Raw genomic sequence first — 25,086 nt, 5'->3', positions numbered from 1 at the left:
TAGGCTACTGCCGTGGCTCATACGCGGATAAGTCTCGACAAGGCGCTCGAACTAGCCCGTACTGGCGATCTCTGGGTGTTCCGCGGACGCAGTGTGCCGGACCGCGCCATCCAGGTCACCACCAACAGCCCGGTGAACCACGTCGGCATGGCCGTCGTCATCGAGGACCTGCCGCCGCTCATGTGGCACGCCGAACTCGGCCGGTCGCTGCCCGACATGTGGTCGGGCACGCATCAGCGCGGCGTCCAGTTGCACGACATGCGTGACGCGGTCCGCGTCTGGGCGGCCAGGTACGGCCAGCGCGCCTGGCTACGGCAGTTGGAGCCCCCCGCCACCAGGGAGATGGAGGACGCCGTCCTGCGGACGATCGCGCGGCTGGACGGCACGCCGTTCCCGTCGACCGCCCGCCTGGCCGGGCGCTGGCTGCGCGGGCGGCTGCCCTCGCTCCGGCGCGAAGCACGGGACGGCGCCCCGGACCGTGCCCAGGACGGCGCCCCGGTCCGTGCCCGGGACGGCGCCCCGGTCCGTGCCCGGGACGGCGCCCAGGACGGTGCCCGGGACGGCGCGCTGGACCGTGCGCTGGAGACGGCCTACTGCGCGGAGGTCGTCGCCGTGACCTACGAGGCGATGGGCCTGCTGCCCGCCGGCCGCCGCCCGAACTGGTACGACCCCGGAAGGTTCTGGAGCGGCGACCACCTCGCCCTGCATGGAGGGCATCTGCTGGGCGGCGAGATCGCGGTCGACGTCCCCGGCGGCGAGGCGCCGTGACGGGGCGTCGGGGGACCGTGATGCCTACTCGCCGGTAGGCGCTCGTCCGAAAGTTTTTCCCGCGGCCGTCAACCTAGTGCCGCCGAGGCGCGTCAGGTGTAGGCACCGTTCGTCCAGACCCGGAGGGCAGAGCCCCATGCCTACTCCTGAGATGAGACGCGAGGATCTCGCCGGAACCACCGACCGAGAGCGTCGGGCGCGTCTCGCGCTCGACGCCATACGCCGCCAGGGTCCGGAGGCGGTGCAGGAGGAGACGCTCCGCATGAAGTCCGAGTTGTTCCGGCTGTACGGCTGGGAGGGGTACCAGCGGGTCATCGCCAAGATGGAGAGCGACCTGGCGCGGCTGCACGAGTCTCGCTGAGGGCCTCCGCCGAGAGTCACCCGGAGGACACGCCGGTCAGGTGCCGTCCGAGCCACTCGGTCACCCGCCTCAGGAAGCTGACCCGGTTGGCCCGCCGCCGGATCTCGTGTCCCTCGTCCTCGAACAGCAGCAGCTCGCAGGGCACGCCCCTGGCCCGGGCCGCGCGGACGACCTGCTCGGCCTCGTGCACCGGCACGTTGGTGTCCCGTGCGCCGTGCACCACGAGCAGGGGAGCGGCAAGGCGGTCGAAGGCGTGCAGTGGCGACAGGGCGTGCAGCAGGTCGCGGTCGGCCTCCGGATGGCCGTACTCGCTCACGGCGGCCGCCGCGATCCACGGCTCCGTGCGCTCATAGAAGGTGGCGAAGTCCGCCATCCCGCACACGTCCACTCCCGTGCGGAAGAGCCGTGGATACGTGACGAGCGCGGCCAGCGTGAGGTAGCCGCCGTACGACCAGCCCAGGCACGCGAGCCTGGCCGGGTCGGCGAGCCCGGTCCGCACCAGGTGGGCGGCGCAGTCCGCCACGTCGTCGATGGCGCGGAAGCGCAGCGCGTGGTTGTCGGCGTCGCGGAACGCCCGGCCGAACCCGGCCGAGCCGCGCACGTTCGGCGCGAACACGCCGATGCCGGCGGCCACCAGGCACTGATACAGCGGGGTGAACGCCGGTCGCTCCTGGTCCTCGGGCCCGCCGTGCAGGAAGACCGCGTACGGCGCCGGGCCCAGCGCGCCGGGTGGTCGGTAGAGCCACCCGCTGAGCTCCAGGCCGTCGCGGGCCGGGACGCGCACGAGTTCGGCGTCCACGGCTCCGGCGAGCCGGCCGGCCCCGGCGACCGCGATGTATCGGCCCGCCTCCAGGTCGCACACCACGACGCGCGACGGCTGGGCGGGCCCCTCGACGGCGAGCACGGCCACCCGGCCGTCCGGCGAGAGCCTGATCGAGGAGACCACCTCACCAGGCGGAGCGGGGAGCGGGCACCGCACCCATCCGGGGCCGCCGCCGGTGCCGTTGCCCGCCTCCAGCACCTCCAGTTCGGAGCGTCCGGCCGCGTTCCACACCAGCACCAGGCGGCGGCCGTCCGCGCTGAGCGCGAAGCGGTCCAGTTCGGCGTCCGGGCGCTCGGCCACCACGACCGGCAGGCACTCCCGGCCCCCGTCGACCGGCACGCCGGCCGGTCCGTCGACCAGTCCGTCGACTGGCACGGCGACCGGCACGGCGACCAGCGCGGTGCGGTCCCGGCCCGCGTCGGTCAGCAGGTAGGCGGTTCCGCCGTCGGGGGAGAGCACGCCGTGCTCGGTCGAGCCGGGCAGGTCGGCAAGCAGCGGCAGTTCGGCGACGCCCCCGGACCGGCCCGTGCCACCGCCGGACCGGCCCGTGCCACCCCCGGACCGGCCCGTGCCACCGCCGGGCAGGTCCGCGCCGCTCCCCGGCAGGCCGGCGCCGCCCGGAGACAGGTCCTTGACGTACATCCGCCGGACTCCGCGCGGGCCGCGCCGCAGCAGCACCCTCGCGTGGTCGCGGCTGACCGCCTCCGGGTGCAGCAGCGGCCCGGCGGCGACCGTCTCCCGGCTCCCGGTGGCCGCGTCGATCAGCAGGGCCTCGGTCAGCCCTGCCGCCGAGACCTCGGCCACCAGGAGCAGGTCGCCCCGGCCGGTCCACTCGACGAACCATGCCGATCCGCTCTCGGGCGCGGCCAGCGGACGCAAATCGCCGCCGTCGGCACGGACCGTCCAGACCCGCGTGTGCTCGCCGCCGCCCGGAGCGACGAGCACGGCCAGCCGGTCCCCGGCCGGCGACCAGCTCACGTCCGCGACCGGCTCGGGCCCGGTGTCGACGACCCGTGCCGGCCCGCCCGGCTCCACCGGTTGGACCCAGACCCGCGGCGCGCCGTCCCGGTCGCTGACGTACGCGACGGCGCGCCGGTCCGGCGACAAAGCCGGGGTCCAGCAGCCCCAGACGTCGAGAAACCCGGTGTCGGGGAACACGGCGCCGAGGAGGTGCTCCGCCATCAGATTCCTTGAGCCTGCAGCCACATCTCCAGCAGTCCGAGCTGCCACAGCATGTTGACCCCCGTCGTGGTGCGGTGGGCCTCCCGGTTCTCCAGCAGCTCCTCGACGTACGCCTTGTCGAACAGGCCGCGGGATCGCGCGGCGGGCGCGGTGAGCGCGTCGCGCACCAGGTCGAGGAACGGCCCGTCGATGTGCCGGATCGCGGGCACCGGGAAGTAGCCCTTCGGCCGATCGACGACCTCGCGCGGCAGCAGCGCCCGGGAGGCCTCCTTCAGGACGCCCTTGCCGCCCCCGGCCAGCTTCAGCTCCGGCGGGCACGCCGCCGCCAGCTCGACCAGCTCGTGGTCGAGGAACGGCGTGCGGGCCTCCAGACCATGGGCCATCGTCATGTTGTCCACCCGTTTGACCGGGTCGTCGGCGAGCATCAGCCGGGTCTCCAGGCGCAACGCCGCGTCGAGCGCGGTCTCGGCGCCCGGCCGGTCGAGGTGGCAGCGGACGACATCGGCGCTCACGTCCTCCTCGACCAGGTAGTCGGGCGCGACGATGCCGGCCAGGTCCTCGTGCGGCCGGTCGAAGAACTCCCGGGCGTACGTCGCGAAGGCGCCCTCGCGTGGCACGTCGGCCAGCGGGGGGAACCAGCGATACCCGGCGAACACCTCGTCGGCGCCCTGCCCGGACTGCACGACCTTGACGTGCCTGGCCACCTCCCCCGACAGCAGGTGGAAGGCGACGCAGTCGTGGCTGACCATCGGCTCGCTCATCGCCCGCACCGCCTCCGGCAGGCCGGACAGCAGGCGGGAGTCCTCGACGAGGATGCGGTGGTGGCCGGTGCCGAAGCGCTCGGCGACCAGGTCGGAGTAGCGGAACTCGTCTCCCGCGTCGCCGCCGGCCGCCTGGAATCCGATGCTGAACGTCGACAGGTCCCGCTGGCCCTCCTCGGCCAGCAGGGCCACGATGACGCTGGAGTCGAGCCCGCCCGACAGCAGCACGCCCACGGGCACGTCCGCGACCATGCGCCTGCGGACGGCGGCGCGCAGCCGGTCGAGCACGGCCTCGCGCCAGTCGTGCGCGTCCATCCCCTCGTATCGCGGGAGCCGGGTGAAGGGCGGTTCCCAGTAGACCGTGTCGTGGGAGGTCCCGTCGGCCTCGACCGTGCGTACGGTCGCCGGAGGCAGCTTGCGCACGCCGGCGAGGATGGTGCGCTCGCCGGGCACCAGCGAGTGGAAGGTCATGTAGTGGTGCAGCGCGGCCGGGTCGATGTCGGTGCACACCTCGCCCCCGGCCAGCAGCGCGGGCAGGGTGGAGGCGAAGCGCAGCCGCCGCCCGTCTCCGGACACGTACATCGGCTTGATGCCGAGCCGGTCGCGGGCGAGCGTCAGCCGTCCCGTCGCCGGTTCGAAGACGGCGAAGGCGAACATCCCCGCGAAGCGGTGCACGCAGTCGGAGCCCCAGCGGTGGAAAGCCTTGACCAGGACCTCGGTGTCGGAGCCCGAGAAGAAGCGGTATCCCTCGGCCCGCAGCTCCTCGCGCAGCTCCCGGTAGTTGTAGAGGCAGCCGTTGAAGACCGCGGCCAGGCCGAGGGAGGGGTCCGCCATCGGCTGGGCCGCCTTGTCCGACAGGTCGATGATCTTCAGCCGCCGGTGGCCGAGGGCGACCGGGCCCTGCGACCACAGGCCCGAGCCGTCCGGGCCGCGATCGTGCATCGCGTCGGTCATCCTGCCCACCGCGCCGATGTCGGCGCTCCGCCCGTCGAACCGGATCTCGCCGGTCAGTCCGCACATGTCCTACCTCCCGGCCGCCGCGAGTCGCCGGTCCCCGGATCTCGTCTCGGCCAGCAGGAGGTCCACCACGTCGGTCAGCCGGCCGCCGCGCCGGAACGCCTCGCGCTGCTGGGCGGCCGATCCGCCGTCCGCCAGCGCCCGGGCCGCCAGCGACGAGACGAGTGCCCAGTCGCCGGACTCCTCCAGCTGCGGCCGGAGCCTCTCCAGCATCCGGCCGACGACCGTGCGGGCCGGCCTCGGCACGCCCTCGACGGGATCGACCAGCTCGCCGTCCAGCCCCGAGCGCGCCGCCCGCCAGGAGGCGGCCCGCACCAGCTCCGTACGGACGGACTCCGCGGGCGCGGAGGGCGAGCCGTCGGAGGCGAGGATGTCCAGCTCACACCGGACCAGCGCGCGGAACAGTCCGGCGATCAGCACGATGTCGTCCACCCGCGGGCAGGCGTCGCACACCCGCAGCTCGACGGTCGGCACGTGCGCCGACGGCCGGACGTCGAAGTAGAGCATGCCGGGGTCGCTGATGACCCCCGAGCGCACCAGCTCGTCCACCATCGCGTCGTACTCCTCGGCCGACTCGAACCGCGCCGCAGGCCCCGCGGTCGGCCAGCGCTGCCACACCATCGACCGGAAGCTCGCGTAGCCGGTGTCGGCCCCCATCCAGTACGGCGAGCTGCAGCTCAGGGCCAGCAGCGGCGGCAGCCAGGGGGCCAGCCGGTGCGTGACGGCCACCGCGAGGTCGCGGTCGCGCACCTCGGCGTGGACCTGCGTGCCGCAGATGAGCTGCTCGCGGGCGAGCGCCTGGTAGTCGGCCAGCATCTGCTCGTAGCGCGGGTCGGGGGAGATCTTCATCGTCTCGGGGTCGACGAGCGGGACCGTCCCCGCGGCGACGATGCCCAGGCCGAGGCCGTCCGCCGCCGCGACCGCGTCGGCCCGCAGACCGGTCAGCTCCCGGGAGAGGTCCTCCAGGCGGGTGCACGGGCGGGTGTTGGCCTCCACGACCGAGCGTTGCAGCTCCTGCGTGAACCGGTCGGGCGGCAACTGCTGGAGGAGCAGACCGGCGCGCGGGACGAGCCGCCGGGTTCCCAGGTCCACGACGTGAAACTCCTCTTCGACGCCGACCGCCATGTCCCGTGCGAGGTCTGTCATGTAGCCGCTCCCCAGGCTGATGAGTGCTTTCGTGCCCTCTGCCCCGAAAGTCGGCTTACGCACGTCTCTGGTTTGGCATGGTGATGAAAGTTACAGGCCTTCACCGAAGGAGTGCCCAGCTCACCGGCCTCGCCCTCGGCGGCCGCCTTGACCGCCACGGGCCCCCGCCGCCACGATCGCGCCGTTCCGAGCACGACCATGAGCGCAGGGAGCCCGATGAACGGCCGCGCATCTTCCGTCCGACGCCGCATCTGGGCCGCCGCCCTCGCCGCGGTGCTGCTCACCGCCTGGCCCGCCGCGACGCCGGCCGGCGCGGTCGACGACCCGCCCGCGCCGGTGACCGGCAACGCGACCTACTTCGACGGCCTCGGCTCGCCGTACGGCGGCTGCGGCCTGCCGCAGCCGGAGCTGGACTCGCAGGACTTCGTCGCGCTCAACGTGTACGACACCCCCGGCGACTACTCCTTCTACCCCCGGCCGCTGACCGGCGCGAACGCGTCCAAGGCCGGGCTGTGGAACAACGGCCTCAACTGCGGCCGGTACGTGAAGGTGACCGTCTCCGACTACTGCACCGGCGTCAACGACGGCGCGCCCGGCCAGCCGTTCTGCCGCAACGGCTCGTGGGTCTCCGACGCCTACAACGGCGCCACGCTCACCATGCTCGTCGCCGACAGCTGCGGCGACTCCAACGGCTGGTGCCGCGACGACCGCTACCACCTGGACCTGTCGAAGCCGTCGCTCAACAGGTTCGTCAAGAACGGGGCGCCGGTCGGGGACATGTACCCGAACCACTGGAACAACCGCCACGTGACCTGGTCGTTCGTCCCGGCGCCCGGCTACAGCGGCGACATCAGGATCGGGTTCATGAAGGGCGCGCAGGCGTGGTGGCCCGCGATCGCGGTCTCCCACCTGCCCAACGGCATCCACGGGGTGGAGTACTACGCCGACGGCGCCTGGAAGCAGGCCCAGATGAACTCCGACATGGGCCAGTCGTACATCATCGGCGGGGTCACGCAGGGTGCGACGCGGTTCCAGATCCGGGTGCGCGACGCGTCCGACGCGCTGGTGAACGGCGGCCGGGTCTACAGCTTCGCCCTGCCCGCGTCCTGCGGATCGCAGTGCGGCGCGGACTACACCGAGGCGAGCTACACCACGACGACGCCCAGCGGCTCGCCGTCGCCGTCCCCGTCCGTCTCCCCGTCCGCCTCCCCGTCCGTCTCGCCCTCGGTATCCCCGTCCGCTTCGCCCTCCGCCTCGCCGTCGGCGTCTCCGTCCGTGTCTCCGTCCGCGTCCCCGTCCGCGTCGCCCAGCCCCAGCCCGTCCCCGTCGGTGAACCCCGGGACCTGCCAGGTGACCTACCAGGTGGCCAGCTCGTGGCAGGGCGGGTTCACGGCGAACGTCACGGTCAAGAACACCGGCGCCGCGGCCTGGCAGAACTGGACGGTCACCTGGGACATGCCGTCAGGAGTGAGCCTCGTCAGCGGCTGGAGCGCGACCGTGACCTCCAGCGGCGCCCGCTGGACGGCCAAGGCGCCCTCCTGGGCGACGAATCTCGCGCCCGGCGCGTCGGCGAGCTTCGGCTTCCAGGCGTCCGGCCCCTCCTCCCCGGGGGCGAGCGGGTTCACCTGCTCCTGACCCCTCCGGCCGGCTCGCAGCGCCCGCGGCACGCGAGCCGGCCGATCCGCGCGAGCACCTTCACGATCCTCTGACTCTGATCCGCCCCTCCCCGGGAATCCGGCGAGAGAGCAGTGCGCCCCCGGGAGGAGAAAGGTCCCCCGGGGCAGGGACCAGCGGCCCTGCCCCCGATCGCGCGCAGGCGGTCGGATGGGGGCAGGAACAGAAGGAGGAGCCATGACCGGACCCGTCATCGTGGCCACCGACGGCTCGCGCGGCGCGGCCGCCGCGGTGGAGTGGGCCGCGGGCGACGCGGCGCGCAAGGGCCTGCCGCTGCGGATCGTCCACGCGGTGGACCGCCTGCCGTACGAGATCGCGCGCTATCCCATCCCCGTGGAGGACCAGCTCGACCGGGCCGGCCGGCGGATCCTGGAGGAGGCCGAGCAGGCCGTGCGGGAGACCCACCCGGCCGTCCGCGTCGCCACCGCCATGATCGAGGGCGACCCGTCGCGAGTGCTGCGCCAGGAGGCCCGGAACGCGGCGGAGATCGTGATCGGCAGCAGGGGACTCGGCGGGTTCACCGGCATGCTGCTCGGATCGGTCGGCACGCACGTCGCCGGTCAGGTCGACGTCCCCGTCGTCGTGGTGCGCGCCGGGGTGTCGGCGCCCCACGGGCTGGTCGTCGTCGGAGTCGACGGCTCCGACGAGGCCGGCGCCGCCCTGACCTACGCGTTCGAGGAGGCGCGGCTGCGCGACTGCCCCCTGCTCGCCCTGTACGCCTGGCAGCTTCCGGTGTATCCCTTCGCCCCCGAGATCACCTATGACGTGGACGAGGTGCGCAAGGCCCAGGAGGACTACGTGGCGGACGCGCTGCGGACCCACCGGGACCGGTATCCCGACGTCGCCGCGGAGATGCGGGCCGTCTGCGCGCACCCGGTCGTCGCGCTGGTGGAGGCCGGGGAGAAGGCCGACCTGCTCGTCGTGGGGTCGCGTGGGCGCGGCGCCGTGGGCGCGGCGGTGCTCGGCTCGGTGAGCCGCGCGGTGCTGCACCACGCGCACTGCCCGGTCGCGGTGGTGCGGCCTCCCCGGAGCTGAGGCCGAGCACGCAGGTCTTACCTCCGAGTTGAGGGTCGGCGAAGGTCCAACAGCGGATTTCCCGGAAAAGTCCCATAGAGGAGTTGAATGAGAAACTTGAAGGAGGAAATCCAGCGAGAAAAGGACCTCGTGTGACCGAGAACGACGTCATCGAATTCGCGACCGGCCTGCCGGGGGTCGTCGCCTTCACCGCCGCGGAGGACAACGGCGCTCCGCGGGCGGCATGGGGAGACACCTTCTTCTACTACGACCCCGACGACGAGCCGGCCAACCGGAAGATGCCCTTCGCCACGATCGTCGTGAAGGATTACGAGGGGTTCGACACCGCCTCCGACCTGAACCGGCCCGGCGTCTTCCGGGTCAACATCGGGGTCGGCCGCGCCGTGTTCGAGGAACTGCTCGGTTATCCGCCGGCCGCGCACGCCGACCACCACGATGCGCTGGACTACCGCGTGCCGGACCGGCTCCTGCCGCACCCCGTCTACGCCGCCCAGTCCTGGATCTGCGTGCTCAACCCCGGCGAGGCCACCGCCGCGCGGGTGCGTGCTCTCCTCGCCGACGCGCACGCCCGTGCGGCCGCCCGCCACAGGACGGGTGAGCGGACCACGCGCGCGTGACCCGGCGGCGCGAGTGCGGGCGGCCGGGCCCGGGCAGGGGAATCACCGGCTCGTCGTGTCACGCCTTTCCGGCGTCTCGCGACCTCGCTCGGCGGTGTGGTCGGAGATGGATCCGAGCTTGTCCGGATTGCTGACCACGTAGATGTCGCGCCCGCGCGTACGGCGGGCACGGCGGCGTCGGGACCGGTGATCAGCGGTTCCGGCAGCCACGGGCCCAGGTAGGTCTCCTTGCGCCTGCGCAACGCGCTCTGGTGGGCGAGGGCCTGGTCGACCGCGACACGCACCAGGTACGGGCGGTGGTTGTCTATGCCGGCCACATCTCGTGCCGCCCTGCAGAGGATGAGGCCCGCGGCGGCATGATCGGCGCGAATCGGGTCATGGCCGCGAATCCGGAGAAGGTGGTGAAGGCGAAGGACTCGGCCTGCAACGCCTGGCGGACGGGATGGCGGCGCTTGACCCTGTCGAACTCCAGCTCTTCCCGGCAGGATCGTCTCCGAAGGCCGCCGTGGGTGACCGTCGGTCGCCCTAACCAGGTGCGGCGATCGTGAGGGCTGTGGTGGGTGGGCATGTTCAAAAGGAGGTCTCATGTCGGTTCTCGTCGCGTTCAGCGTCACTCCGATCGGCTCCGGTGAGGATGTCGGCGAGGCGGTGGCGGAGGCGGTGCGCGTGGTCCGCGCGTCCGGGCTGCCCAACCGCACCGACGCCATGTTCACCACCGTCGAGGGGGAGACGTGGGACGAGGTGCTCGGCGTCGTCAAGGACGCGGTCGCCGCCGTGGAGGCCCGTTGCTCCCGGGTCAGCCTGGTGCTCAAGGCCGACGCCCGCGCCGGGCAGGGCAGGCTCGACGCCAAGGTCGCCTCCGTGGAGCGCCACCTCGCCGAGCGCCCGTCCTGATCACGGCCGGCGACGCGCGCCGCGCCGCCAGGCTCTGCCGCGGACCGAGGAGTGCCGGCGACCGCGTCGCGACGCGGGCCGGTGCCCTCGTTCAGCAGTACGACGGGGGACTCGTCAGGTGGAGGCGGTCAGGGCGGCCTTCAGCGCCATGCGGGACAGGCGGTCGGCGGCGCGTGTCGTCTCCGGGAGCCGGTGACGCGGGGTCAGGGCCAGCACGTCGTGGCAGGCGGTCTCCAGGTCGACGCGGTGGCCGACGGAGACGAAGACCGGCTTGACCCCGTCCCGGGTGCGCAGCACCCGGCCGGTCACCTGGCCGTCCAGGAGCAGTTCGCTGCACGAGCCGCGCTCCCGGCCGGGCGGCTCGAAGGAGCCGACGAAGGCCGTCTTGCCGACGCCGATTGTGGGCAGGCCGGTGAGCACCCCGAGGTGGCAGGCGAGTCCGAACCGCCGCGGATGCGCCAGGCCGTACCCGTCGCAGACGATCAGGTCGGGCGTGACGGTGAGCCGCTCCAGCGCCTCGACGAGGCTGGGCAGTTCGCGGAAGGCGAGCAGGCCGGGCACGTACTCGAAGGCGGGCCGTCCCGGCACCGTCACCTGCTCGACCACGTCCAGGCTCGCCCCGTCGAGCACCACGACCGCGGCGGCCAGCAGGTCACCGGCGTACGCCACGTCCACCCCCGCGACCAGGGCGGGGTCACGGGGACCTGGGCCGGTCAGGTCCAGCCGGGGCCGCAGGGCGTCCTGGATCGCCTCGGCCTCCTCTACCGTGGCCGGAGCGGCGATGGAACAGACCTTCATGCCCGCGACGATAGACGCCGGCGGCGACCTGCCGGTGGCCGGCCACGCGCTGGGCAGCCTCTCCCCACCGGGCAGCCGGCCGGCCCGCGAGCGCCTCAGCGCGCCGTGTAGCCGCCGTCGGCGACCAGCACGCTTCCCGTCATGAACGAGGAGTCGGGCGACAGCACGAACTCGACGACCGACGCGATCTCGGCGGGCTCGGCCAGCCGGCCGAGCGGGATGTTCGCCGCGGAGTCCGCGAGCGTCCTGCCGAGACGCGCCTGCTCCCGCTCCAGCATCGGTGTCCTCGTGCCGCCGGGCGCCACGGCGTTGAAGCGAATGCCCCGCGCGGCGTTCTCCAGCGCGAGGACGCGCATGAGGTTGATCACCGCCGCCTTCGACGAGCTGTACGCGCTCAGCCCCGGAGCGCCGACCGTGCCGAGTTCGGACGCGACCGCGGCGAAAGAAGGAGCGGAAGAGCGGGCGAGCAGCGGCAGGGCCGCCCGGGCCAGCAGGAAAACGGCGCGCAGGTTGACGTTGAGCACCTCGTCGAAGGTCCGCGGCGGAGTCTCGGGGGCCGGAGCGGTGTGACTGATCCCCGCGCAGGCCGCGACGCCGTCGAGGCGTCCCTCGGCCTGCCCGACCTCCTGGAGCAGCGACTCGACGGCGGCCTCGTCGGTCACGTCCATCGCCCGGCTGACGATCCCGGGACTCAGCCTTCCCAGGCCGTGTTCGTCGACGTCTGCCGCCCACACCCGCCAGCCGCGTTCGTGCAGGCGTCGCGCGGTGGCGGCGCCGATCCCCGACGCGGCTCCGGTCACCAGGACGGTTCCAGGCATCGTGCTTCCTCTCTCCCGGATCCCCGGTACGGCGGCCCCAAGCATCCGTCAGTCGGGGGAAATGTTCGTCAAGTTTGAGTGAGCTGTGGGGCCGACAATATGCCCTCGCCTCTGCGGGATGTCCAGGTCTCAAGGCGTCAAGGTTCGATAACGCAGGCCGCGACAGGGGCTGGCATGCGTGTTGAGCTGCGCGAACCTACTGGTGGTGAGGAGGGATCCCGTCGAGGGCCGCCGGAGGCGGGACGGGGGCCTGCGTGAAATCGATGTGAACGCCGCCCGCCCCCTAGACAACCCTGGAAGACCTCTGTCACATTTGAGGAACTTGATCGACCCCTCGGCAACGGGCGCCGGGGCTCCGGGGAGAGCGCCGTCCGCCCGGGCCGGCCGGTCCGGCGGCGGTCGTCCGATGCCCGCTCCCGCCCGTGCCTCGCCAAGGGCCGCGGCGGGCGGCCGTGCCCGCCCCCGGCCCGGGCGCGGCGGGCCGTGGGTCGCGGGCCGCGGGCCGCCGAGGCCGCCGGTAGAAAGGAATCCAGTGGACCTCAGCTCGGACCAGCGCTTTCTCCGGGCGGCGCGGGTGTATCCCGCCCTCGGCGACGACGTCCTGCACGACGCGGTGATCGAGGTGCGGGGCGACCGCGTCGTGCGGGTGTGCGCCGCCGCGGACGCCGCCGAGGATCTCGCCAGGCCCGGCGTGCGCCTGATCGACTACGGGGACGCCACCGTCGTCCCGGGTCTCGTCGACGCGCACTGCCACATCACGCTGACCGGGGACGGCACCCCGTACGAGCGGCAGGTTCTCGACTCGGACGAGATGATGGCGCTCATCGCCGTCAGCAACCTGCAGCGGCATCTCGCCTCCGGCGTCACCACGATCCGGGACAACGGCGGGCGCAACCGCATCGTGTTCGAGGTGCGGGAGGCCGTCGAGCGCGGCTACGTCAGAGGGCCGCGGATGCTGCTGGCAGGTCGTCCCATCACCCATTCGTACGGGCACTTCTACTGGTGCAACGGAGTCGCGGACGGGGCCGACCAGATCCGCGCGGCCGTACGCCGCCTGGTGGCCGAGGGCGCCGACCACATCAAGATCATGGCCTCCGGCGGGGCGACGGCGGGCAACATCCCCTACTACTCCTCCTACACCGCCGCCGAGATGCGCGTCGCCGTCGAGACGGCGCACGGCCTGGGCCGGTTGACCACCGCCCACTGCCGGGCCACGTCCTCGATGGTCAACGCGGTCGAGGCCGGCCTCGACTGCATCGAGCACGGCGAGTTCCTCGTGCCGGGCGAGATGATGGAGTTCGGCGGCGGCGTCGCCTCCAGCGGCCGCATGGTCTATGACCCGGCGGTCGCCCAGACGGTGCACGACGCGGGCACCTTCATCAGTTTCACTGCCCAGACCGGCGGCTGGGAGACCCTCGTGGAGCTGCGCCGGCGGGCCGAGCGCGGCCCGCTCGGCGACGTGGAGCGGGGCCGGGTCTCCGCCATCGAGGCGTACTTCGACATGAAGCTGGGCATCCTGTCGTCGATGCTGGCCGACGGCCTGGGCCCGCGCATCGCGATCAGCAGCGACGCCGGTCCGTACGACGTCGCCTTCGGCGGGCTCCAGCACGGCATCGAGCTGGCCGTGGCGGCCGGCATGTCACCGCTCGCGGCCATCCGCGCGGCGACCGCGGTCGCCGCCGAGGCGTGCGGCATCGCCGACCAGGTGGGCACCCTCGCGCCCGGCCGCCTCGCCGACCTGCTCGTGGTCGGCGGCGACGCCACCCGCGACGTCTCCCGGCTGTGGGACGTGCGGGCGGTCTACCAGAGCGGCCGGCTGGCCGCCCCGCTCGTCGCCGACTCGGGCGCGGACACCGGCGTGGTGCCGCTCCTGCCGGTCCGGGGCGCCGTCTCCGTCCCCGACTGCTGAGACGTGACCGTACGGAGCCCCGACGACCCCCGAACCACCCCCGTCGAGAGGTGAGCAGAACCCCATGTACCCACGAGACCTCAAGGGATACGGCCGGCGCCCGCCGCACGCCGGCTGGCCGGGCGGCGCGAAGGTCGCCCTGCAGTTCGTCGTCAACTACGAGGAGGGCGGCGAGCGTTCGGTCCTGCACGGGGACCGGTGCTCGGAGGCGTTCCTGACCGAGGAGCCGACCCGGGAGTTCCCCAACATCCGCAACCTCAACGTCGAGTCCCAGTACGAGTACGGCAGCCGCGCCGGGTTCTGGCGGCTGCACCGGCTGTTCACCGAGCGGGGGCTGCCGGTCACGGTGTTCGGCATCGCCGAGGCCCTGCGGCGCAACCCCGAGGCGGTCGCCGCGATGCGGGAGGCGGAGTGGGAGATCGCCTGCCACGGCCTGCGCTGGATCGACTACGCCGAGATGCCGGCCGAGCTGGAGCGGGAGCACATCCGCCGGGCGATCGACCTGCACACCGAGGTCACCGGCAGCAGGCCCGAGGGCTGGTACACCGGCCGCATGAGCCCGCACACCCGCCGGCTGGTGGTGGAGGAGGGAGGGTTCCTGTACGACTCGGACTCCTTCGCCGACGACCTGCCCTACTGGGAGCACGTCGGCGACCGGGCGCACCTGGTCGTCCCGTACACCCTGGACAACAACGACGGCCGCTACCTGAACACCTACGGCTTCCAGTCGGAGAGCTTCTCCGCCTATCTGCGCCGGGCCCTCGACCTGCTGCGCGAGGAGGGGGACGACCGGCCGAAGATGATGAGCGTCGGGCTGCACACGCGCATCGCCGGCCGCCCCGGCCGGGCCGCCGACCTGGTGCGTTTCCTCGATTACGCCGCCGAGGCGGGCGACGTGTGGGTGACCCGCCGCGTCGACGTCGCCCGGCACTGGCACGCGGCGCATCCCGCCGGCCCGGCGTCCGAGTCCTGACGGGAGTGGCGATGCGCGTCCTGGTGACCGGAGCCTGCGGCTTCGTGATGAGCGTGTTCATCCGGTGCTTCCTGCGCGACCACGAGGAGGCGCGGGTGCTGGCCCTCGACGTGGGCGAACCGGACGAGGCCTGGTCGGGCCACCTGGCCGAGGTCGCCGGCCGGGTGGACTTCGAGCGCTGCGACGTGCGCGACCGCGACCGCGTCGCGACGCTGCTCGCCCGCCACCGGCCCGAGACGGTGGTGCACGGCGCCACCGTGACCCTGGTGCCCGAGTGGGAGCGGGAGGACCCCGGGCGGTTCCTGGACGTCAACGTCATGGGCACCGCGGCCGTCCTGGACGCCGCCCGTCGCGCCGGTTCGGTCGGCCGGGTCGTCCACGTCAGCAGTGCGGCCGTGTACGGAGCCGGCGACCCCGGGCGGACGGAGCCGCAGGACGAGGACACGCCCCTCGACCCCGACGAGATGTACGGCGTCAGCAAGGTGGCCGCCGAGCTGGTGGCCAGGCGGTTCGCCGCCCTCTACGGCATCAGCGTGCCGATCGTGCGCTGCACGAAGGTGTTCGGCCCGATGGAGCGGCCCACCTCCTCACGGGCCCTGATGTCCCTGCCGTACCACCTGGCGCGGGCTCTCGTCGCCGGGACGCCGCTGACGGTGACGCCCAGGACGCTCCGGGCGGCCGGCGACTGGATCAGCGCGGTCGACGTCGCCGCCGCGCTCGGCCTGCTGTGCACCAGGCCGGACGTGGGCAGCGTGGCGTTCAACCTGGCCGGCGGGGTGAGCGTCCCGGTGCCGCGGCTGGCCGAGCTGTTCGGCGTCGAACTGGCCGCCGACGGGGAGCGGGCGGTCGCCGACGCCGACCCCGCGCTGCGTTCGGGCAAGGACGGGACCTACAGCGTGCGGAGGGCGGCGCGGCTGCTGGGGTGGCGACCGCGGGACCTGCCGCGGCAGGTGGACGAGTACCGGGAGTGGGCCCTCGCGCACTGGTCGCCTCAGAACCACGGGGATCCCGCGGACCACCGGGATCCGGCAAGCGACAGGGCTCCGGGGAAGCCCGGCACGCCAGCGTAGGCGTCTCTCACATTCACGCGCAGCACGACACCACATCGTCAAAAACGCGCATCAAGATCTATAAGTCGCTAAATTTACCGTTTGGAAACCCGAGATGATGCTCAACCGAAATCCGCGAGGCGTGTCCTGGTCGTGTCGCCCGCCGCACCCCACCCGGAGAGGCCGATGGCACCACGACACCCCCACCCCGGCCCGTCACGGCTTCACGGAGCCGGACGCATGAGCACGCGACGCACGACCGGGACCGCCATGGCCGAGGCGCTCGCCGCCAACGGGGCGGCCCTCGCCTTCGGCATCCCCGGCACGCACAACCTGGAGCTGTACCGCGGCATGGCCGCGAGCGGGATCCGCCACGTGGTGACCCGGCACGAGCAGGGCGCGGGATACGCCGCGGACGGGTACGCCCGCGTCACCGGCCGCCCGGGCCTCGTCGTCACCACCAGCGGGCCCGGCCTGATGAACGCCATGGCCGCGATGGGCACCGCCTACGCCGACTCCGTCCCGCTCCTGGTGCTGTCACCCGGAGTGCCGACCGGCCGCGAACGCGCCGACTACGGGTGGCTGCACGAGATGAAGGACCAGCGGGCCGCCGCCGACGCCGCGGTGGCGCGCAGCGTCCGGCCCGGCACCCCGGCGCAGGCCGTCGACGCCGTCCACGAGACCTTCGCCCGCTGGGCGGTCGAGCGCCCGCGTCCTGTGCACATCGAGGTGCCGCTTGACGTGCTGGAGGCGCCCTGGGACGGCGACGTTCCGGGTCCGTGGCGCGCGCCGCACCCGCCGGCGCCGTCCCCGGCCGCGGTGGCGGAGGCCCTCGGCCTGCTCTCGCGGGCCGGGTCCCCCGTGATCGTCGCCGGGGGAGGCGCGCTGGGCGGCGCCGCGCCGCTGCGGGCCGTCGCCGAGGCGCTCGGCGCGCCCGTGGTCACCACCACCGCGGGCAAGGGCGTGCTCGACGAGGACCACCCGCTGGCCGTCGGCCCCTTCCTCGGCTTCGCCGCCGCCAGGAGGCTGATGGAGGACGCCGACGTCCTGCTCGTGGTCGGCAGCGAACTCGGCGACGCCGAACTGCCGGACCGCCTGGCGCCGCGCGGCGCCGTCATCAGGATCGACCTCGACCCGGCCCAGCTCCACAAGAACCTCCGCGCCGCGCTGCCGGTGCACGCCGACGCCGGGGAGGCGCTGGCCGCACTGGCGGCCGGGCTCGCCGTGCCCTCAGTGCCCTCAGTGCCCGCCGTGCCCTCAGTGCCCGCCGTGCCCTCAGTGCCCGCCGTGCCCTCAGTGCCCGCCGGGCCCGCCGGCCCGGCCGGCCTCGACGGAACGGAACGTGCCGGGGAACGGCGGGCCGCCGAAGCCCGGGCCGGATGTCTGGAGCAGGCCGCGGAGCGCGGCGGCCGGTGGCGCGAGGTGCAGGACGCGCTGCGGGCCGAGCTGCCCGGCGACGTTGTCGTGGTGGGCGACAGCTCCCAGGTCTCCTACCTGGGCACCGCGCCGTTCTGGCCGCTCTCCGGGCCGCGCCGCTACCTGGTGCCGGTCGGCTACTCCACCCTCGGGTACGGCCTGCCGGCGGCGATCGGGGCGCGGCTCGCGGAGCCGGTGCGGCCGGTGGTGGCCCTGCTCGGCGACGGCGCGTTCATGTTCAGCGCCCAGGAGCTGGTCACCGGCGCCGAGCTGGGGCTGCCGCTGCCGGTGGTGATCCTCGACAACCACGGCTTCGGCGAGATCCGGCAGAACATGCTCGACCGCGACATCGCGCCGTACGCGGTGGACCTGGCCCGTCCCGACTTCGCGGCGCTCGCCCAGGCGATGGGCTGCCACGGCGTCCGCGTGACGGGCGCCGCCGAGGCGGCCAAGCAGGCCGCCGCCGCGCTGACGGCCGCACGGCCGACCGTGATCGTCTGGGAGGTGGGACCGTGAGGGCCGTACGCAACCTGATCGACGGGCAGTGGCGGGACGCCGCCGACGGGCGCGCGGCCGACGTGGTGGACCCGAGCACCGAGAAGGTGATCGCGACCGCGCCGCTGTCCGCCGCCGCGGACGTGGACGCCGCCTGCCGGGCGGCCGGGCGGGCCTTCGCCGGGTGGCGGCGGACCACGCCGCGCGTCCGGCAGGACCTGCTGCTGCGGCTGGCCGACGCGGTCGCCGCCCGGGCCGGGGAACTGGCGCGGGCCGAGTCGGCGAACACCGGCAAGCCGATCGCCGCGTCGGGGGCCGAGGTCGCCGAGTGCGTGGACGTGCTGCGGTTCTTCGCCGGCGCCGCCCGCCTCCTGGAGGGCAGGTCGGCGGGGGAGTACCTCGACGACCACACCTCGATGATCCGGCGCGAGCCGGTGGGGGTGTGCGCCCAGGTGACGCCGTGGAACTACCCGCTGATGATGGCGGTCTGGAAGATCGCCCCGGCGCTGGCGGCGGGCAACACGGTGGTGCTGAAACCCGGCGACACCACGCCGCTCACCACGGTGCTGCTCGCCGAGATCGCGGCCGGGATCCTGCCGCCCGGCGTCGTCAACGTGGTGTGCGGCGACCGCGACACCGGGCGCGCCCTGGTGTCCCACCAGATCCCGCAGATGGTGTCCATCACCGGGTCGGTCAGGGCCGGGACGGAGGTGGCCGTCGCCGCGTCGGCGTCGCTCAAGCGCCTCCACCTGGAGCTCGGCGGCAAGGCGCCGGTGCTGGTCTTCCCGGACGCCGAGCTGGACGTCGCCGTCCGCACGGTCGCCGAGGCCGGGTACGCGAACGCGGGCCAGGACTGCACCGCGGCCACCCGGGTGCTGGTGCACGAGAGCGTGCACGACGAGTTCCTGGCGGAGCTGACCGCCGCCGCGGCGGCCGTCCGCGTCGGGCCGCCGGACGACCCGGAGGCCGCGATCGGCCCGCTCAACAACGCGAGCCAGCTCCGGCGGGTGTCCGGATTCGTGGAACGGCTCCCGGCGCACGCCACCGTCACGACCGGCGGGGCCCGCGCGGGCGGCGCGGGCTACTTCTTCGCCCCCACCGTCGTCGCCGGCGTGCGGCAGGCCGACGAGGTGGTGCGCGAGGAGGTCTTCGGTCCCGTGGTGACCGTGCAGCCCTTCGCCGCCGAGGAGGAGGCCGTGGCGCTCGCCAACGACACGGCGTACGGCCTGGCCTCCAGCGTGTGGACGCGGGACAACGCCCGCGCGCTGCGCGTCGCCGCCCGCCTCGACTTCGGGGCCGTGTGGCTCAACACCCACATGACGCTGGTCTCCGAGATGCCGCACGGGGGCTTCAAGCACTCGGGTTACGGCAAGGACATGTCGGCCTACGGGTTCGACGACTACACGCGCGTCAAGCACGTCATGAGCTTCACCGGGGAGCGGTGAGCGGCTGCCGCCGCGCACCGGACACGTCCGCCGGGCCGGGCCGGGCCGCGGGAGGGGGCCGGCGAGCCGGCGCCCGGCCGGTCGGACGACCAACCCAGAAAAGGAAAGGTAAGTGAGAACGTGAAGGTTTCACGCACTTCGTGGGCCGTCACCTCGCTGGCGCTGGCCCTCACCCTCACCGCCGCCTGCGGCGGAGGGAGCGGGAGCGGCGACGCCGGCGCGTCGGGCGACGCCGGTTCCGTCACCTACGCCGGCTTCGGCGGCACCGGCCAGGAGGCCATCGCCAAGGCGTGGCTCGACCCGTTCGGCAAGGAGAGCGGCGTCGGCGTGGTCCAGGACAACCCCGTGACGTACGCCAAGATCCAGCAGATGGTCGACGCCAAGAACGTAACCTGGGACATCGCCCAGGGCGGCGCCGACTTCGGGCTGGAGGGCAACCCGCGCCTGGAGGACATCGACTGCTCGGTCGTCTCCTGTGGCGACTACGCGGACGGGCCGTTCAAGGTCTACAAGCAGGGCGTGCCGCTGTTCGTCTTCTCGATCGTGCTCGCCTACAACACCGGCAAGTTCGGGGCCAACCCGCCCAGGAACTACGCCGCCTTCTTCGACACGGCGAAGTATCCGGGCAAGCGGGCCATCGACGGCACCGCGGGCTTCCAGGGCATCCTGGAGGCGGCGCTGATGGCGAACGGCGTGCCCCGCGACAAGCTCTACCCGCTCGACGTCGACCGCGCGCTGAAGCTGCTGGAGCCGATCAAGGACGACCTGATCGTCTTCAAGGACGCCGCGGAGTGCATCAACCTGGTCTCCTCCGGCGAGGCCGTGATGGGCAACTGCTACAACGGGCGCGTCAAGCTGGCCAAGGACGAGGGCCAGCCGATCGACAACACCTGGGGCCAGCAGATCTACCTGTGCGACTACCTCTTCGTGCCGAAGGGCGCCCCCGACAAGGCGAACGCGATGAAGCTCATCGCCTACATCGCCTCGGCGGCCAACAACGGGAAGATCACCCAGTACATCCCGTACGGCCCGGCCAACCCCAAGGCCACGGCCTCCGGCGCGTACGCCGCCGACGCCCCGACCGCCCACGTGCTGGAGGGCGAGGACGCCCCGATCGTCATGGACTCCGCCTGGTGGAACGCCAACATGGAGAAGGCGATCGAGAAGACCACCGCCTGGCTGGCGGGCTGACCACCGTGACGGCGGCCTGACCGTGCCCGAGAGCGAAACGTGCCCGAGAGCGAAACGTGCTCGCACGCGAAACGCGCAAGCGAAGCGCAGAGCGAAACGAGGAGCACAGTGAGCGCACTTTCCCAGATCCCATCCCGCGCGTCGTCCCCCGGCACGCAGGCGAGTCCCGCGGCCGCCTCGGACGGCCGGGCCGGTCACGGCGGCGGGCCCGGCGGGGGCAGGGCCCGCGCCGGGCGCCTCCCCCGGCCCGACTTCTGGAGCGGCGCCGGACTGCCCGGCCTGGCCTTCGTCGTCGCCGCGTTCGTCGTCCCGATGGCCGTGGTGGTGGTCAAGAGCCTGACCGATCCCTCACCGGAGAACTACGCCGCGATCTTCACCAGCTCCGTCTACCAGCGCTCCGTGGTGGACACCCTGGAGATGGCGCTGACGGTCACCGTTCTGTGCCTGCTGATCGGATACCCGTACGCCTACGCGATGGCCAGGTCCGGGGCGGCGATGCGCACCTTCCTGATGGTCGCGCTGATGCTGGCCTTCTGGACCAGCCTGCTGGTGCGCACCTACGCCTGGCAGATCGTGCTGAACGACACCGGCATCGTGAACACCGCGCTGCGTGACTGGCTCGGCCTCACGTCCGCGCCGATCCACATGATCAGGACACCGTTCGCGGTCTACGTCGGCATGGTGCACGTCCTCCTGCCGTACGCCGTGCTCGCGTTGTTCGCCCAGCTCCGCTCGATCGACCCCGACGTCGAGCGGGCCGCGCGGGTGATGGGGGCGCGGCCGTGGCGGGTGTTCGCGCGGGTCACCCTGCCTCTTTCGCTGCCCGGAGCGGTGGCCGGCGGCGTCCTGGTGTTCGTCCTCGCCCTGGGCTTCTACATCACGCCGCAGCTTCTCGGCGGCGCTCGCCAGGTGTACGTGGGGCAGGCGATCATGCAGCAGATCGAGCAGTTCCTCAAGCCGGGCGTCGGCGCGGCGATGGCGGTCCTGCTGTTCCTGGCGGTGCTGGCGGTCCTCGGGCTGGCCGCCCGGTTCGTCGGCCTGGGCAGGATCCTCGGCGTCGGCATGGGGAGGCGGCGATGAGGGCCGGGCTCGGCGTCCGCCTGTTCGCCTGCCTCGTCGCGCTGCTGTTCGTCGCGCCCACGTTGATCGTCGCGGCGACCTCGGTGACCTCCGGCTCGATGGTGACCTTCCCGCCGAAGGGCTTCTCCCCGCGCTGGTTCCAGGAGGTCCTCACCGATCCCGAGTGGCTCACCGCGCTCGGCAACAGCGTGCAGGTGGGGCTGCTGGCCGCGGTGCTGGCGATGGCGGCGGGCACCTCGCTCGCCTTCGCCGCGGCGCGCAGCCGCTTCCTGCCGCCCGCCCTCGTCACCGGCCTGGCCGTGCTGCCGATGACCGTGCCGCTGGTCGTCGCCGGCATCGGTTTCTACCTGGTCTACGTCCGGGTCGGCCTGTCGGGGAACGCGCTCAGCCTGGGCATCGCCCACGCGGTGCTCGGCCTGCCGTTCGTGTTCGTCAACGTCCTGGCCGCGCTCACCGGGGTGGACCGCCGCGTCGAGGAGGCCGCGCGGGTGTCCGGCGCGACCGAGACGGTGACGCTCGTGCGGATCACGCTGCCCCTGGTCGCCCCGGCCGCGCTGGTCGGCGGCGTGCTCGCGTTCGTCTCCTCCTGGGACGAGGTGGTCGTCGCCCTGTTCCTGAACACGCCGCGGTTCCGCACCCTCCCCGTCGTGATGTGGAGCCAGGTGCGCTCCGGCGTCGAGCCGTCCATCTCGGCGGTGGCGACGCTGATCACCCTCGTCTCGCTGCTGATGGCCGCCCTGGTCCTGGTGGGGCCGGCCGTGGTGAAGAAGGTTAGGAGAAGGACGTGACCGAGACGGCAACCCAGGCCGGGCCGACCGGCCGGGAGGGCTCGCCGGGGGCGAGGGTCGAACTGGCCGGCATCGTCAAGAGGTACGGCGACGTGCGGGCCGTCGACGACGTGTCGCTGACCGTCGAGCCCGGTCAGTTCCTCACGCTGCTGGGCGCCTCCGGGTCGGGCAAGACCACGCTCCTGCGGATCATCGCCGGCTTCGTGGACGCCGACGAGGGCCGGGTCGTGGTGGACGGCCGCGACATCTCCCAGGTCCCGGTGCACCGCCGCGAGATCGGCATGGTGTTCCAGAACTACGCGTTGTTCCCGCACCTGTCGGTCGCCGCCAACGTCGCCTTCCCCCTGGAGATGCGGCGGGTGCGCCGCCGCGACCGGGCGGCCCTGGTCGAGCGGGCGCTCGAGGCGGTGCAGCTCGGCGGGTACGGCGGGCGCTCCCCGAAGGAACTGTCCGGCGGGCAGCAGCAGCGGGTGGCGCTGGCCCGGGCCATCGTGGCCCGGCCGCCGCTGCTGCTGATGGACGAGCCGCTCGGCGCCCTCGACCGCCGGCTGCGCGAGGCCATGCAGATCGAGATCCGCGGGCTCAGCCGCGAACTCGGGCTCACCGTCATCAACGTCACCCACGACCAGGAGGAGGCGCTGACGATGAGCGACCACATCGCGCTGCTCGCCGGCGGGCGGCTGGTCCAGCACGGCACGCCCGAGGAGCTGTACGGGCTGCCCAACAGCGAGGTCGCCGCCCGCTTCCTGGGCGAGTCCAACCTGTTCCGCGGCCGGGTCCGGCGGGAAGGGTCGCAGGCCGTGCTGGCCCTGCCGTACGGGCGGGTCCTCGTGCCCGGCGACACGCCGGGGGAGCGGGAGGCGGTCGTCGTGGTGCGGCCGTCGGCCATCCGCATCCGGCCCGCCGGGGCCGAGCCCCCGGCGGCGGCCGTCTCCCGCGTGCCCGGAGTCGTGAGCGCCGACATCTACGCGGGCGACTCGCGCAAGGTCCTGGTCGAGGGCGCCGACGGCGCCGAACTGGTGGTCAGGTGCGAGTCCGGCGCCCCGCTGCCGTGCTCCGTGGGCGACGAGGTCGTCCTGGAGTGGGATCCCGGCTCCTGCCACATCATCACCGGCGCGGCCTGACCGCGCTCCCCCCCCACGACGAGGGCGCCGCCCGGCGGCGCCCCCGTCTCCGGCATGCCCGGAAACCTCCCCTGACCCCGTAAACCCCCGAGATACACCCCCGAGAAGAAACGAGGAGCGACATGGGACTGACCGAGCGCCAGCGCGCCGGAGTCGCCGCGGTGGATGAACTCGGCAAGGAGCTCTCGGAGTTCCACCGCCTCATCTGGTCGTACGCCGAGCCCGCCTGGCGGGAGTACCGGTCGGCGCAGGCGTACGTCGACCTGCTGAAGGCCGAGGGCTTCGAGGTGGAGGAGGGGTCGGGCGGCATGCCGACCGCCTTCCACGCGCGGTGGGGCGACGGCGGCCCCGCCATCGGGATGTACGCCGAATACGACGCCTCACCCGGCTACTCCCAGGACACCGTGCCCTACCGGCAGCCGCGCCCCGGCCTCCACCCGTGGGCGCCCGGCTTCACCGACGCGCACTCGGCCCTGGGCGTCGGCGCCCTCGCCGGGGCGATCGCGACCAAGCGGGCGATCGAGCGCACCGGGGGCCGGGGGGTCGTCCACCTGTTCGGCGAGCCGGCCGAGAAGGTGTGCGGTTCCAAGGCCGTCCATGCCGCCAAGGGCTACTACGACGGGCTCGACGCGGTGATCAGCTACCACCCCCTGTTCGAGAACACCGCGGTGTGGGACATCCACAACTGCCTGTACTGGTCGGCGGTCTTCACCTTCCAGTGCTTCGAGGCGCAGCGCGACGACGCCCCGCCGTGGATCAGCGGCGACCCGCTGGAGGGGTCGGGCATGGGCGCGCACAACAGCGTCCGCTCTCCGGGGGCGCTGGACGCGCTGGGACTGATGCTCACGGCGACCAAGTACGCCAAGGAGAACATGTTCCCCCGGACCGGCCTGTGGTCGCTCAACGAGGCGATCCTGGGCGCGGCCAACGCGACGGCCGACAACCTTCCGCCGCGGATCACCCAGATCCAGTTCAGCTGGCGCTCGCCCCTCATCGGTGTCCAGGAGCAGATCCTGGAGGTCCTCAGGCGCAACGCCACGCACGTCGCCGGGCTGGCCAACTGCGAGGTCTCGATGCGCTGGGTGACCCGCACCCGGCCGGGCCTGAAGAACCACGTCATGGCGCAGGCGACGTACGAGAACCTGCTGGAGCTGGGCCCGCGCCGGTTCGCGCCGGAGGCGTACGAGTTCGCCCGCGAGCTGGAGCGCACCCTCGGCCACGAGCCCTCCGACGACCCCTTCCGGCCGATGCTTTACCAGGTCACCGACCCGCGCGAGCACGACGCGGCCACCCGCGCCACCCTCCCGCCGTGGCAGGACTGCACCGGGGCCGACGACTGCACCGAGTACACCTGGCACGCCCCCACCGTGCGCTTCTACACCGCCAAGCCGCTGCTGCGGGTGGTGGGCGAGGACCTCAACCACTGGGCCAACAACGCCATGAACGGCCTTGCCCCGGCGATCGACCCGGTGTGGGGCTACGCCGGCGAGGTCATCGCCGCGACCGCGCTGCGGCTCGTCGACGACGCCGGGCTGCTGGCCGCGGCCACGGAGGAGTTCGAGCGCAACCGCGACGCCGCGCCCGAGGCGTTGCGCGACCCGTTGCTGCCCCGCGACTTCGCGCCACCTGTCGAGCTGCCCTGGCCCGAGTACGTGACCACCGCCCGAGGCTTCGAGTGGCAACTGCCCACCACGACGGACTTCGGCGAGAAGCTCTAGCCGT

22 protein-coding genes are annotated in these 25,086 nt (G+C 73.2%); 17 read left to right on the top strand and 5 right to left on the bottom strand.

Annotated elements, in window-relative coordinates; translation table 11 throughout:
- Positions 1–12 precede the first annotated feature (12 nt).
- Both ABZ857_RS09175 and ABZ857_RS09170 read left to right on the top strand, forming a co-directional pair.
- Entirely contained in the window at positions 13–768 is a 756-nt protein-coding gene (locus ABZ857_RS09175; RefSeq protein WP_357040009.1) for a hypothetical protein, read from the top strand.
- 151 nt (positions 769–919) lie between these two features.
- Positions 920–1,129: a hypothetical protein gene (locus ABZ857_RS09170; RefSeq protein ID WP_357040007.1), complete on the top strand. Its 210-nt coding sequence runs from the start codon at positions 920–922 to the stop codon at positions 1,127–1,129.
- Positions 1,130–1,145: 16 nt separating this feature from the next.
- Here the strand turns inward: ABZ857_RS09170 and ABZ857_RS09165 are convergent, their stop codons facing one another.
- The 3 genes from ABZ857_RS09165 to ABZ857_RS09155 are packed head-to-tail and all read right to left on the bottom strand — an operon-like array spanning position 1,146 to position 6,058.
- Positions 1,146–3,134, bottom strand: a complete 1,989-nt coding sequence (locus tag ABZ857_RS09165; protein WP_357040004.1) for a prolyl oligopeptidase family serine peptidase — start codon at positions 3,132–3,134, stop codon at positions 1,146–1,148.
- Positions 3,134–4,915 carry an N-acetylglutaminylglutamine amidotransferase gene (locus tag ABZ857_RS09160; RefSeq protein ID WP_357040001.1) on the bottom strand — a complete coding sequence of 594 codons (1,782 nt, stop codon included), beginning with the start codon at positions 4,913–4,915 and terminating at the stop codon, positions 3,134–3,136. The genes ABZ857_RS09165 and ABZ857_RS09160 overlap by 1 nt, the downstream gene beginning before the upstream one ends.
- A 3-nt stretch (positions 4,916–4,918) precedes the next feature.
- The gene (locus ABZ857_RS09155; RefSeq protein WP_357039998.1) at positions 4,919–6,058 is read right to left on the bottom strand and encodes a glutamate--cysteine ligase; all 1,140 of its coding nucleotides are present in this window, start codon (positions 6,056–6,058) and stop codon (positions 4,919–4,921) included.
- A gap of 216 nt (positions 6,059–6,274) precedes the next feature.
- On the opposite strand from ABZ857_RS09155, the gene ABZ857_RS09150 reads away from it, so the two are divergent.
- The 5 genes from ABZ857_RS09150 to ABZ857_RS09130 all read left to right on the top strand — a co-directional run bounded on the left by ABZ857_RS09150 (position 6,275) and on the right by ABZ857_RS09130 (position 10,278).
- The gene (locus tag ABZ857_RS09150) at positions 6,275–7,693 is read left to right on the top strand and encodes a cellulose binding domain-containing protein (protein WP_357039995.1); all 1,419 of its coding nucleotides are present in this window, start codon (positions 6,275–6,277) and stop codon (positions 7,691–7,693) included.
- Positions 7,694–7,909: 216 nt separating this feature from the next.
- Positions 7,910–8,767 (top strand): universal stress protein, encoded by an 858-nt coding sequence (locus ABZ857_RS09145; RefSeq protein WP_357039992.1) that lies wholly within the window; start codon positions 7,910–7,912, stop codon positions 8,765–8,767.
- Between the two features lie 131 nt (positions 8,768–8,898).
- Positions 8,899–9,384 carry a DUF6194 family protein gene (locus tag ABZ857_RS09140; RefSeq protein ID WP_357039989.1) on the top strand — a complete coding sequence of 162 codons (486 nt, stop codon included), beginning with the start codon at positions 8,899–8,901 and terminating at the stop codon, positions 9,382–9,384.
- A gap of 251 nt (positions 9,385–9,635) precedes the next feature.
- A complete protein-coding gene (locus tag ABZ857_RS09135) occupies positions 9,636–9,932 on the top strand; it encodes a hypothetical protein (RefSeq protein WP_357039987.1) in 297 nt (98 codons plus the stop codon).
- Positions 9,933–9,969: 37 nt separating this feature from the next.
- The gene (locus ABZ857_RS09130; protein ID WP_357039984.1) at positions 9,970–10,278 is read left to right on the top strand and encodes a thiamine-binding protein; all 309 of its coding nucleotides are present in this window, start codon (positions 9,970–9,972) and stop codon (positions 10,276–10,278) included.
- Positions 10,279–10,392: 114 nt separating this feature from the next.
- On the opposite strand, the gene ABZ857_RS09125 is transcribed toward ABZ857_RS09130, so the two are convergent.
- Positions 10,393–11,076 carry an endonuclease V gene (locus ABZ857_RS09125; protein ID WP_357039981.1) on the bottom strand — a complete coding sequence of 228 codons (684 nt, stop codon included), beginning with the start codon at positions 11,074–11,076 and terminating at the stop codon, positions 10,393–10,395.
- A 95-nt stretch (positions 11,077–11,171) separates the two neighbouring features.
- Positions 11,172–11,894 (bottom strand): SDR family oxidoreductase, encoded by a 723-nt coding sequence (locus ABZ857_RS09120; RefSeq protein WP_357039978.1) that lies wholly within the window; start codon positions 11,892–11,894, stop codon positions 11,172–11,174.
- Positions 11,895–12,426: 532 nt separating this feature from the next.
- Between ABZ857_RS09120 and ABZ857_RS09115 the strand changes: the two genes are divergently transcribed.
- From ABZ857_RS09115 to ABZ857_RS09070, 10 genes are all read left to right on the top strand, one after another.
- On the top strand, positions 12,427–13,803 hold the full coding sequence (locus ABZ857_RS09115) for an amidohydrolase family protein (RefSeq protein ID WP_357039975.1): 1,377 nt from the start codon (positions 12,427–12,429) through the stop codon (positions 13,801–13,803).
- A 64-nt stretch (positions 13,804–13,867) separates the two neighbouring features.
- The gene (gene puuE, locus ABZ857_RS09110; protein ID WP_357039973.1) at positions 13,868–14,776 is read left to right on the top strand and encodes an allantoinase PuuE; all 909 of its coding nucleotides are present in this window, start codon (positions 13,868–13,870) and stop codon (positions 14,774–14,776) included.
- A gap of 11 nt (positions 14,777–14,787) precedes the next feature.
- The gene (locus ABZ857_RS09105; RefSeq protein ID WP_357039970.1) at positions 14,788–15,846 is read left to right on the top strand and encodes an NAD(P)-dependent oxidoreductase; all 1,059 of its coding nucleotides are present in this window, start codon (positions 14,788–14,790) and stop codon (positions 15,844–15,846) included.
- Between the two features lie 219 nt (positions 15,847–16,065).
- Positions 16,066–17,757, top strand: a complete 1,692-nt coding sequence (locus tag ABZ857_RS09100; protein WP_357039967.1) for a thiamine pyrophosphate-binding protein — start codon at positions 16,066–16,068, stop codon at positions 17,755–17,757.
- Positions 17,754–19,181 (top strand): aminobutyraldehyde dehydrogenase, encoded by a 1,428-nt coding sequence (locus tag ABZ857_RS09095; RefSeq protein WP_357039964.1) that lies wholly within the window; start codon positions 17,754–17,756, stop codon positions 19,179–19,181. The genes ABZ857_RS09100 and ABZ857_RS09095 overlap by 4 nt, the downstream gene beginning before the upstream one ends.
- A 120-nt stretch (positions 19,182–19,301) precedes the next feature.
- Positions 19,302–20,372 (top strand): extracellular solute-binding protein, encoded by a 1,071-nt coding sequence (locus ABZ857_RS09090; protein ID WP_357039961.1) that lies wholly within the window; start codon positions 19,302–19,304, stop codon positions 20,370–20,372.
- Between the two features lie 108 nt (positions 20,373–20,480).
- Positions 20,481–21,452 carry an ABC transporter permease gene (locus ABZ857_RS09085; RefSeq protein WP_357039958.1) on the top strand — a complete coding sequence of 324 codons (972 nt, stop codon included), beginning with the start codon at positions 20,481–20,483 and terminating at the stop codon, positions 21,450–21,452.
- Entirely contained in the window at positions 21,449–22,240 is a 792-nt protein-coding gene (locus ABZ857_RS09080) for an ABC transporter permease (protein WP_357039955.1), read from the top strand. Before ABZ857_RS09085 ends, ABZ857_RS09080 begins: the two co-directional genes overlap by 4 nt.
- Complete coding sequence (locus ABZ857_RS09075; RefSeq protein ID WP_357039952.1) at positions 22,237–23,364, top strand: ABC transporter ATP-binding protein; 1,128 nt, start codon at positions 22,237–22,239, stop codon at positions 23,362–23,364. Before ABZ857_RS09080 ends, ABZ857_RS09075 begins: the two co-directional genes overlap by 4 nt.
- A gap of 122 nt (positions 23,365–23,486) precedes the next feature.
- Entirely contained in the window at positions 23,487–25,082 is a 1,596-nt protein-coding gene (locus ABZ857_RS09070) for a hypothetical protein (RefSeq protein ID WP_357039950.1), read from the top strand.
- Positions 25,083–25,086: the final 4 nt, after the last annotated feature.

The sequence above is a fragment of the Microbispora sp. NPDC046933 genome (assembly GCF_040644635.1).
In the GTDB taxonomy this organism is placed as follows: Bacteria; Actinomycetota; Actinomycetes; order Streptosporangiales; family Streptosporangiaceae; genus Microbispora.
Note: the sequence above shows the minus strand (reverse complement) of the source record. Positions and strands in the feature narration are given on the sequence as shown.